The organism is Desulfobacula sp., assembly GCF_021107415.1.
Genome location: NZ_JAIOSW010000086.1, coordinates 1 through 10,583, shown reverse-complemented (window position 1 = coordinate 10,583; position 10,583 = coordinate 1). Strand labels below are relative to the sequence as shown.

The following is a 10,583-nucleotide window of genomic DNA, read 5'->3' as shown; positions in this document are numbered from 1 at the left end:
TTAAGACACTCGGCTGCCATGAATTTACTGCGAGGTGGTGTGGATTTGAGTGTGATTGCTCTTTGGCTCGGTCATGAATCGACCGAGACAACTCAAATATACTTGCATGCCGACATGCGGCTTAAGGAGCAAGCCCTTGCCCATGCCACATCGAGCGGTCTGATTCCTGCTCGGTATCGACCACAAGACCCATTACTCAATTTCCTTGAAAATCTTTGATTATGCCGACTAATGTAGCACTGAGAATCAGAGATTCTACGCAATCTGGGCCGATAAGAAATTCCAACGCGGCATAATAAGGCACGCGGCATTATATTTGCGAACAGGCACTCAAACGGGCAATTCTTCACAGAAAGAATGCCTTGTTCTATAAAGCCCTGCCCCTGCCTGATAAGTATTTGCTAAACCTTAAACTGTTCTATTGTTTTTTTAAGTTCTCCTGATAACTGACTCAATTCAATCGCACCGGTATTAACCTGTGAGCTGTTGTTTGACATCCCGTTTGATGCCTGATTCACATCTGCTATTTCTTTTGCTATTTCATTTGCCACGGTTGAACTCTGGGCCACATTCTCTGTTACTTCCTGAATCCCCTGAGCTGCCTGGGTAATATTAACAGACATTTCTTTAGTGGTTACAGACTGTTCCTCAACAGCAGCTGCAACTATGTCTATCATCTCACTCTCACTGGTGATTCCAACGGTTATCTCTTCAATCTCAGAAACTGTTTTTTGCGTGGAATTTTGAATACCCTCAATTTTTCCTTTGATTTCCAATGTAGCTTCTGCTGTTTGTTTTGCTAAATTTTTAATCTCACTTGCAACAACTGCGAATCCCTTACCGGCTTCCCCTGCGCGCGCCGCTTCAATGGTTGCGTTTAATGCAAGGAGGTTGGTCTGCTCTGAAATATCTGTAATGGTTTCTACAACCTTTCCAATAGTCTTGGCAGACTTGCTTAGATTACCAATATTTTCAGATGCTTTTTTTGTTTGCAAGACAGCCTGATTACTTATGACACGGGTTTTTTCAGTGTTCCTGGTAATTTCATTAATAGTGGAGGTCATTTCTTCGGCTGCTGAGGAAACCATACTTATATTTGTTGAAGATTGCTCGGCTGCGGCGGCTACTGATGACATATTAGAACTCATTTCCTCGGCTGCAGTTGCAACTGTATTGGATTTTGCAAACATTTTATCTGCATCTTCAGACATCTCTTTAGAAATGGTTGACAGCTTACTGGAAGAATTGTTAAGTTTTCCAGAATTTCCTGATATATCAATAATTATACCCTGAAGTTTTTTAATAAACACATTAAACCATTTGGCCAATTCCCCGATTTCATCTTTGGTTTTAACCTCAAGCCGGCTGGTTAAGTCGCCTTCACCCTCGGCAATATCCCTGAGCATCTTTATTGCTCCGGCAAGAGGTTTGGTAATCGAAGCTGAAATAAAAATTCCCACAACCAAAGCGATAATAATAGCACCCACAACAAGTATTATCTGGATAGACTGCCAGCGATTAACCAAACTGGTACTTTTTTTCAAAGTCTCTTGAGCATTGGTTTTCAAGCCTTTGGCTGCATCAAGCATCGAATTATCAAGCTTGTTCATTTCTTTTAAGATCATTGCAGAAGTCTCGTCAAGCTTTTTAGCAGTAACAATCATCATATTTTTTGCTTTAAACATTTTTTGGGAAAGCCCTGCCAGCTCATTACTTTTTTCCACAAGCTTTGATGTTGACTCATCTTGAGGCAGCTCAGAAAGTGTATTCTTAATGTTCCCTATAAGTGTGTTGACCTCGCCTTGATAATAATCCACTGTTACTGTATCGTCGGCAAGGAGACCGTCTTTAATCCTGGCGTTTAATTCATTAGCATAAACGAGTACAAACAAAGCCGCCTTGACACTGGAAACCGATGTCCCGGTTGTGGTGGACATGGTGTCAAAACTATTCTTGATAACGCCTGTTACGTCATCAATCTTTATAGCAGAATCAAACTCAGTGTTATCCATACTATTCACCGTCAATGTAGAGATCGATTTTAAAATATTTTCAGTCTCCATGCGAACTGCTTCTAATTTGTCCTCCAAAAACAAATTTTCATCTTTTGCAGCAGACAGCATTAATTGTTTCATCTTGCACAAATTCTCGGTTATAGCAGCCAACTCATTAATTTTTTTATCAAGTTGTGCAGTGTCCTCATCTTCAGGCAAAACTTTGAGATCAGTCAATGCATTCTCAATGAGATTTTTAATTTCACTACCAATATACTTTGCAGCTGCAGCATCAGAAGCGAGAAGAGCATCTTTCACCTTTGCGTTGATCTCGTTGGAAGCAGATCGCACCGACAGAGCAGCCTTCACGTTGGAGATTGACATTGTTGTTGTGATAGACATCTTATCGAAATTTCCCCTTACTTCGGATAGAACGTCATCAATTTTGATAGTACTGTCAAACTCGACATTGTCCACGGTAGTTAAAGCCAACCTGGCAATTTCCTGTAAAGCTGCCATGTTTGATTTGCGCAGCATGGTCAGTTCGCCAAAAGCTTGCAACTCGTTGCGTTTGTGGCTTAAAAGATGTTTAAAATTCACCAGTATCCCGGCATCCTCTTTATCATTTTGCCCGGACATGTTATCCCGCAGGGTCTGAAGCTTCTTATCAGCCTCTGTCAGCATTTTTTCATCTTCAGTATTATTAATTAAAGCCACAAGAGACCGTAGCGGCATCAACTTATTGATCTGCCCGTTTTGCCTGTCGATGTTAACACCGACCTCCATTATGGTGGCTTCCATATTATTTTGAATTTGCTTTAAAGAAAAAATGCCAACTCCTCCGGAAATGGCAGTTAGAACTGCGCATAAGAGGAAGCCGCCCAGCAGGCGAAATTTTAACGATGTATTTGGTATCATACGCATTCTACACCTCCTAATGTAAATGTTTGACCAGTGCCTCATATTCGTCTATTTGGGACTGCGCAGCATACTAATGCTATTGTGAAGGCCAAAATGGGCGAAGATAGGGTGTTGGCCGAATATTTACCTCCTAATTCTGGCACTGCTTTAAACAGCAAGGTTAATCAGAGCCGTCAAGAGACGGCTCTGACAATGATAATTATTCTGCATTGTTCGTTAAAATGTTCAGTATAGTTTACAACGGTATAATTGCATCGTCTTTGATGACTGTTAAAAAGATTTCATCCATACCCTGATGATCGTCTTTGCCGTACTTAAGACTGACACCGTCTAAGTCAAAAGTCCCGATAGAACCGATTGTACTTATAAAATTTTCGCGGGTTAAATCACCCTTTACCGACTTGGCAACCATACAAAATAATTTTGCGACTATATACCCCTCCAGAGAGACAAATCCGATCTTGGCAGAAGTCTGATATTTCTTCATAGCAGCACTATGCTCTTTGATAAACGGAATACTTTCATCCCAGGGAAAATTCACTACCTGAGAAATGATGCATCCTTCTCCGGCGCTACCTAATTCTTTTCTTAAAGCTTCCGTACCTACAAAAGAAATGTTGCAATAGAGAGTGTCTTTCATCCCGACCTTTTTGGCCTGTTTGATAAACGTAGCACAGGGTTTATAGGCTCCAACCATTATTACGGCATCGGGCTTGGCTTTGCGAATTTTCAAAAGCCCGCTTTTTACTGCCACTGTATTACGTTCGTAGGTACCGGTCACAACCAGTTCCATGGATCGCTTTTTAAGCGCTATCTTAATGCCGCTAAAGCCAGCATTGCCATAGCCATCGTTCTGGTAAAAGCAGGCTATTTTTTTCAAGCCCTGCTGATCAACCAGATACTGCGCCAGTTTTTCCATTTCCTGGTAGTAGCTGCCGCGCACATTGACCACATACTTTTTAAATGGGTTACGCAAAAATTCAGCTCCGGTAAACGGCCCGAAAAAAGGGATACTGGCTTCTTCGGCAATGGGAACCACTGCTTTGGATGTCGGGGTACCGACCTCCCCTATCAATAAAAATACTTTATCTTGATCAATTAAAGTCCGGGTATTTTTTATAGCTCTTTCGGGCTCATACCCGTCATCCTTGCTGATCAGTTTGATCTTACGGCCATTAATACCACCTTCGGCGTTAACCTTGGCAAAATAGGCGTTCATCCCTGCTTGCATTCCTTGTCCCAAAGCCTCGGCCGGGCCAGTCAATGCGCAGGACTGTCCAAGCAGAATTTGGCTTGATGTGACTCCATCCTCAGCAAAAGCATGTCCCCAGATACAAATCCCTGAAAACAATAATACCACAAATAATTTTTTCATTTTCTTTCTCCTTTTTGCTTTACATCAAAATTAAAAGAAATGTGGATGAAATAACTTTTCCTTTCGAAAATCTAACGTCACCGTTCTCCAACGGCAGAAATAATGAAATGTCCGATTTATTTTGTCCATGACCCAAAGCATAAAATGAAACCTTTCCATCAAAGCCTTCATCCTTATTAGCTAACTATGCTTTTAATAATAAGTAAATGCTTTTTGTCAAGAAAGCAATAAAAAAAAATTTAAAAAATTCATAGTCATAATTCACAGTTATTGAAGCAAGTGCTACAGAACCATTTTTAGACCAACTCATACCATTATGCTTCTGACGTTCAGCTACCACGAGATCATTCATTTTCTCCCCAATAGCACTTGAATTGCAAAGTCCCAATTCTTTTCTAGTTGCATAACACGGAATAATAGAAGTATTACGTTCAAGATAACCGATAAGCTTTTGCATTACGTCAACATTCTTTACTAAATCCGAAGATGTTTGCTTTAGAAGTTCAATTCCCTGCTGTGTCAATCCATGCCATAACAACGGCATAAGCTTATCTAAAACTTGATTTCGAATAATCCTGCCTTTCATTGCCATACTTAACTGCTCTTTACACTTCTTTTGCAAATGATACCAATCAAGAATAATTCCAATATTTGCATACCAATCGAAGCATTTGAGGATAGTGTTGTTCAAAATTTTATGGCCATCGGCAAAGAATTGAAAACGGTTGCCAACAAAATCATTGTTAAAAATAAAGGCAATGAGAAAAACATTGGGATTTAATAGAAAAAGAATATGAAACTATTCTCAAAGATTTTGGGAAACAAGCTGGTAAATGGTTTGCTCAGTGGGGTAAAAAATAATTAGTATGTCTGACTTGGATATTGCTAAAATTGAAATTTATTTAAATAAAAAAGAATTTGGTTCAATACATAATTATGAAGTTTTTTGCACTAATTTAAAACAATTTGAAAAAAATAATTTCTTAGAAGGATACATTTGTTTAGGGATTTCGCATAATCCGGAACTGAGCATAATGCCTGTTATGTTCAGCAGAGCATAATCGGCATAGCTTTGCTACGCATCTTCTTGAGAGAGGCACCGATATCCGTACTATTCAAGCATTGTTGGGACATAATGATGTTTCCACCACCATGATCTATACCCATATTTTACAGCAGGGAGGACATGGTGTGGCAAGCCCTCTCGATGATTTATAAAAAATTTCCAACAAAAAGCTTGTTTTTACATATGAAGGTCACAAGTAACCTGAAGGTCACAAGTAACCTGAAGGTCACAAGCAGGTTAAAGGTTTCCGACCTGCATTTCATAGATATTCAGGCTCCGACCATCATCAGATGTGCATAGGACTTCCATAATCTTTGCATGCCGTATCAATTCGGTCACACGTTTTTCGCTGTGTTGGCCAAATATAACGGTTTCAGTCAGCATCGCCCCTTCAACAATTACAACAGGTTTTCCCGGATTGTCTTTTGCCCACACAATAAGATTGGTTCTTTCTTCCAGAAAATTATCACGTCTTTCTTCCAGCACTTTAATTTCTTTGTCCTCTTTTCCCATTATTCCTTCAATCTTTTCACTTTCATCAAAACAGACATCCAGGTTCTTTTCAGCTTCTTGAGCATCTATTTTCAATTGTTCTATTTTCATTTTTGATTCTTGGATGATTTCTGAATTTGCTACAGTGTTTTCCATTGAAGAAATATTTGAATTAATTTGCTTTTCTTCCAGTTGGGATCTGTCTTGAACATGGGCAAGCTCTGTGATTTGTTTTTGAAGGTCCAGATTTTCTTCTTTAAGATTTTCTTTCTTTTTCTCGTGATGTGCAATTTGCTTATTCAGCCCGTCTACCTGCTCCCTGTTTTTTTCCAGCTCTTTTTCAGTAAAAGCATCATGTCCGACTTTTATGACATTGGGGCCAGCCTTCTCAGTACCAATATTTCGAGCTTTAACCCCCATTTTTGCCGTTATCCTTGAGGATATAAGTTTTCCGTTTTCAACAACACAACTCCCTGAACATTCAATACCGGCATCAACGATCTCTTTTTCAACAATCACATTACCCATGCAGATCACTTCCGACTTATGGATAAATTTTGCATAGACATTACCCCGGGCATAAATTTTACCTTCATTAATCCCGCCGGCAATTTTTACGTCTCCATCCGCTGTTACAATGCCCCCATCCAGTTCAATAGCGGCGACATCATTGCCTTTTACTTTAAAACCGGATTTAATCCGTCCCTTAATACTAATATTGCCGTCATAATCGATATGACCGGTTTCATAATCTACATCACCTTCAGTGACATACTCTTGATGAACAAAAACATGACCGGACAAGGCATATTTTGGGAACCCTTTAACAGCGGCAAGCACTTTAAAACCGTCCTCGGAAAGTTTTGCACCTTTTCCATATTTTATAGCGATGTCTGTCCCGGGAATGGTTTCAATTTCATCCCCATAGATATTCCGGCCGTTTCGTGACTCTACCATGGGAATTTTTTCTGCCAGCACCGTCCCTTCTTCAACATATGGAATCTCACCCCGGTCTTTAAAATCAATGGCACCATCCTTTGTCAGACCACCGGCTTTCAAGTAATCAGTATTAAAGAAAAATTCCACTTTTGAATCTTTACCCTGAATGGGTGAAACACCCTTGGCGACCCTGAAAGATTTTGTCTTAAACCCGCTGGAATTAATAAATCCTTCAATCATTTCATCGACGACTATTCCCAACACGATGCCTTTATCCAACAGGGCTTCCTTGGTTTCCGTCAGCGTAATGTTATTGTCGAAATAATCTGTTTTGGATAAAAATGCCCCCATAAAGTCTTTAGAAATTTCAAGTTTGATCCCACCGGCAATGATCTCGGGCTCAAGCAAAACACTTTTATCTTCTTGTTTTTCAGATAAATTTTCAGCAGAGTTGTCCAATGCCGGAGTTTCCGTGTCTTTAGCAATATTTTCTTTATCATCCGAAAGCGTTTTATTTACTTTTTCCCGGGATACTTTTTTGACTTCCTGTCTGACCCTTTTTTGCAATTTGAGGATATAGTCTCGTTGTTTTTGGGTCAGCATACCGGCTTCCACAAGGATATCACCAACAAGACGAAAATTTTTTTTGGCCTTTATAGCATCTTCCTGTTCTTCCAGAGCCAGCTTTAAAACACTTTGATTAATAAATCCTTTCCGTACGGCGATGGTACCGAATTTGAATTCTTTTTGCCTCATCTCAAGGGCTTTTGCTGCCCGCAAAAGCCTTTCCATATTATGGGAAGAAACCAACTCATTGGACAAAAAATATTCTTTTAAGGCCAGATCTATATTACCTGCACCTGAACACTGGGACATCCCCTTTTGAAGATCTTCTTTGGTGACAAGAAGATTTTTAACAGCCAAAAGGCCGATAAACGGAATCTTTGGTTTTCTACTATTATCTATTGCCATAACCTCTCCATATGAGAATTAACCTGCGTGTGACCTGAAGGTCACACGTAAATTACAGATGCTAACAACCCGGCGGCAAGAAATGAAAATTCAATCACAAATTCCCGATGCACACTTGATATAAGGCTATTTTTTTTAAAAAACTTTATTAATAAAAGCATAATAAAGGGTATGAAAGCAAGCAAGAAAGCATTGTTTACCAATAAATCAGTAAAATATGTCAAAAGAATAATACACATATCAGCAATTAAAACATATTGTATAATTGTAAAACTTGCCTTTTCTCCTAAAAGGATGGGAAGGGTTTCTTTTCCGGTGATTCTGTCACCCTGAATAGCAAGGATGTCAAAAAAGGCAGTCCTTGCAAACACCAAACCCACAGCAAATAAGAACACCACTGCAACAGACAATAAATCACTTTGATTCGCAACGGCCGGCAAAAGGCAGGTCACTGTGCCCCATGCAATGGTAATCAGAACAGTTTTTGAACCGGGGATATCTTTTATGCGGGCAATTTGCCCTTTTTTTGAAATTAAAGGAATAATTTTTATATTGTATGACAATCCCAAAAGGGTCATGACAAGCAGAATAAAAAAAGACACCACCCCTGTGATAAAACTCAGGTAAAGACCTGCTGCACCCGACAAAACAGCAAGAACACACAGATACATTCGATTCTTTTTATAAAAGAGTGCTCTTTGGGGATGATTGTATTTATCAGACTTTATGGTGAATAAATTATTGAGTATCTGCATTGAAAGGACATAAAGCATGGCAATCAAAGCATGCTTCAAGTCTTTAGAAATCCCTTGAAGCATGGAACACGCGTAAGTCAGAAAACCTGCGCCTGCTGCGGCCATTATATTTGTTTTCAATAAAAAATCACGGATTAAAAATAAAAACGTTTTGACAGGATGCTGACGGTGAAGATTGCTTTGGATTTGAGCATATGCATCATTAATGATCCAGTTTGGTGTAGAGGCCCCGGCTGTTATCACAATAGATTTGGCCGATGATAATTTGTCATAATTCATTTGGGAAACATCCTCAATATGGACTGCCGGTTTCCCAGTCCCGGACGCTATCTGGGCCAAGCGTTTTGTATTTCCACTCTGTTTTCCACCCACAACAATTACAGCATCATTCACTTTGGCCAATTCCCGAATTTCAGTCTGACGTCTTTCAGTGGACCCACAAATGGTATCAAATATCTGATAATGAGGTGCATTGATTTTACACCATGCCTTTATTTCATCATAAAAAGCTGTATCCTGAGTGGTTTGAGCAACCACAACAGCATTTTCAAACCCAGGCAAAGCACAAAGCTGGGCCATGGTTGTGACGGTATGCCCTTTTCCCTCGGCATATCCCAAGAGGCCTATGACTTCCGGGTGTTTCTCATCCCCGATGATAATGGTTGAATACCCTTTTTTGGCATATTTATTAATAATCACCTGGACCCTTACCACCCTGGGACACGTCGCATTAATCACTGTAAAACCGGCATCTTTAAGCGCTTTTTCATCCTCCGGCGGAACCCCGTGAGCCCGGATTAAGACAACACCGATTCCTTTTTCAGGAATTTTATCAATCCTGAAAATCTTTTTTTCTTCAAGCATCGCCAGAACCTGAGGATTATGGATCAGAGGGCCATAGGTATAAATCGGATCGGAAGACAAATTGGATGCATCCAACACCATATCCACGGCACGCCGGACTCCCATACAAAATCCAGCAGTTTTCGCAACAACTATCTTCATGAAAGATTAGTCAAAAAATTGATCAGGGTTTGAAACTCTGTTTTTGATTTAAAATTAATCTCTATTTTACCTTTATCCCCGTTCTTTTTAATCCTGACTTTTGATTTGATTCGACTGGAAAGGATTGAACAGGTTTCCTCAAGAAATTGTTTTTCTGCCTCCGACATCTTTTTTTGCAATTTCTGGGGTTCTTTTTTGACCTGGTTGACAAGCTTTTCCGTTTGCCTTACAGACAATTGCCTTTTACAAACTATTTTAAAAAGATAGATCTGGTTTTCTTGAGAACCTGCTCCTAAAAGGGCTCTTGCATGCCCCATGGATATTTTTTCAGCCAGCAGGCTGTCTTTAATCTCCTGGGGAAGGCTTCGAAGACGAAGCAGGTTGGCAATGGTAGAACGGTTCTTTCCTATCTTTTTTGCCACTTTTTCCTGGGTATAGTGAAATTCCTTGATCAACCGGTGATAGGCCTCTGCTTCTTCAAGAACGTTTAGATTCTCCCTTTGAATATTCTCAATAATGGAAACTTCCAGCACCTGTTCATCGGTCAAATCTTTTACAAACACCGGCACATGGGTCAAGTTGGTTTCCCTGGCAGCACGAAGCCTTCTCTCTCCAGCTATCAATTCATAGGAATCATCAAGTTGCCTTACCAATAAAGGTTGTAAAATACCCTGCTGTGCAATGGAGTCCCTTAGCCTGTCAAGCTCTTCCCGGCTGAATACAATTCTGGGCTGATACCTGTTGGGTGCAATATCCCCAATGGGACACATGAAAAAATCAGAACTGCTCTCCGGGGTTTCAAAATCAGGGATCAGTGCTGAGAGTCCTCGTCCCAGCCCGGTATTTTTCTTTTTCTTTTTTGTCATTTTTATACGTGTGACCTCCGGGTTACGTATGATCTCCGGGTTAAAAGTTCCCTTGCAAAAGCAATATAGCTTTTTGATCCTTGTGAGTGTTTATCATATAAAATCACCGGCAATCGATAGCTTGGCGCCTCTCCAAGCTTTACATTCCGCGGTATCTTTGTTTTGAAAACCATATCCTTGAAATATTTTTCTGCATCT

At 40.0% G+C, this 10,583-nt stretch carries 9 protein-coding genes and 1 pseudogene; 3 read left to right on the top strand and 7 right to left on the bottom strand.

Annotated features, from left to right (window positions below; all coding sequences use genetic code 11):
* Positions 1-219 (top strand): tyrosine-type recombinase/integrase (locus K8S13_RS04445; RefSeq protein ID WP_291460746.1); only part of this gene is annotated, 219 nt, incomplete at its 5' end.
* A 182-nt stretch (positions 220-401) separates the two neighbouring features.
* Here the strand turns inward: K8S13_RS04445 and K8S13_RS04440 are convergent.
* From K8S13_RS04440 to K8S13_RS04430, 3 genes are all read right to left on the bottom strand, one after another.
* Entirely contained in the window at positions 402-2,918 is a 2,517-nt protein-coding gene (locus K8S13_RS04440; RefSeq protein ID WP_291460745.1) for a methyl-accepting chemotaxis protein, read from the bottom strand.
* A gap of 232 nt (positions 2,919-3,150) precedes the next feature.
* Complete coding sequence (locus K8S13_RS04435) at positions 3,151-4,290, bottom strand: ABC transporter substrate-binding protein (RefSeq protein ID WP_291460744.1); 1,140 nt, start codon at positions 4,288-4,290, stop codon at positions 3,151-3,153.
* Between the two features lie 184 nt (positions 4,291-4,474).
* Positions 4,475-4,882, bottom strand: coding sequence for a hypothetical protein (locus K8S13_RS04430; RefSeq protein ID WP_291460743.1), 408 nt, complete (start codon positions 4,880-4,882; stop codon positions 4,475-4,477).
* Between the two features lie 274 nt (positions 4,883-5,156).
* Here K8S13_RS04430 and K8S13_RS04425 point away from each other — a divergent pair, with 274 nt between their 5' ends.
* Together K8S13_RS04425 and K8S13_RS04420 are read left to right on the top strand one after the other, a co-directional pair.
* A complete protein-coding gene (locus K8S13_RS04425) occupies positions 5,157-5,351 on the top strand; it encodes a hypothetical protein (protein WP_291460741.1) in 195 nt (64 codons plus the stop codon).
* Between the two features lies 1 nt (position 5,352).
* A pseudogene (locus tag K8S13_RS04420) lies at positions 5,353-5,508 on the top strand (tyrosine-type recombinase/integrase); the annotation flags it as partial.
* 85 nt (positions 5,509-5,593) lie between these two features.
* Here K8S13_RS04420 and K8S13_RS04415 read toward each other — a convergent pair.
* From K8S13_RS04415 to K8S13_RS04400, 4 genes are all read right to left on the bottom strand, one after another.
* Positions 5,594-7,759, bottom strand: a complete 2,166-nt coding sequence (locus tag K8S13_RS04415) for a DUF342 domain-containing protein (RefSeq protein WP_291460739.1) — start codon at positions 7,757-7,759, stop codon at positions 5,594-5,596.
* Positions 7,760-7,800: 41 nt separating this feature from the next.
* Positions 7,801-9,519 (bottom strand): 4-hydroxy-3-methylbut-2-enyl diphosphate reductase, encoded by a 1,719-nt coding sequence (gene ispH / locus K8S13_RS04410; protein WP_291460737.1) that lies wholly within the window; start codon positions 9,517-9,519, stop codon positions 7,801-7,803.
* The gene (locus K8S13_RS04405) at positions 9,516-10,385 is read right to left on the bottom strand and encodes a ParB/RepB/Spo0J family partition protein (protein WP_291460736.1); all 870 of its coding nucleotides are present in this window, start codon (positions 10,383-10,385) and stop codon (positions 9,516-9,518) included. Before K8S13_RS04405 ends, ispH begins: the two co-directional genes overlap by 4 nt.
* Positions 10,386-10,387: 2 nt before the next feature.
* Positions 10,388-10,583, bottom strand: a 196-nt coding sequence (locus K8S13_RS04400; protein WP_367172529.1) for a ParA family protein, incomplete at its 5' end; no start/stop codon positions are given.

What these genes read in the sequence shown, in the direction of transcription:
- K8S13_RS04440 (WP_291460745.1), bottom strand. Translation starts at nt 2,918, where the DNA reads ATGCGTATGATACCAAATACATCGTTAAAATTTCGCCTGCTGGGCGGC.
- K8S13_RS04435 (WP_291460744.1), bottom strand. Translation starts at nt 4,290, where the DNA reads ATGAAAAAATTATTTGTGGTATTATTGTTTTCAGGGATTTGTATCTGG.
- K8S13_RS04430 (WP_291460743.1), bottom strand. Translation starts at nt 4,882, where the DNA reads ATGGCAATGAAAGGCAGGATTATTCGAAATCAAGTTTTAGATAAGCTT.
- K8S13_RS04425 (WP_291460741.1), top strand. Translation starts at nt 5,157, where the DNA reads ATGTCTGACTTGGATATTGCTAAAATTGAAATTTATTTAAATAAAAAA.
- K8S13_RS04415 (WP_291460739.1), bottom strand. Translation starts at nt 7,759, where the DNA reads ATGGCAATAGATAATAGTAGAAAACCAAAGATTCCGTTTATCGGCCTT.
- ispH (WP_291460737.1), bottom strand. Translation starts at nt 9,519, where the DNA reads ATGAAGATAGTTGTTGCGAAAACTGCTGGATTTTGTATGGGAGTCCGG.
- K8S13_RS04405 (WP_291460736.1), bottom strand. Translation starts at nt 10,385, where the DNA reads ATGACAAAAAAGAAAAAGAAAAATACCGGGCTGGGACGAGGACTCTCA.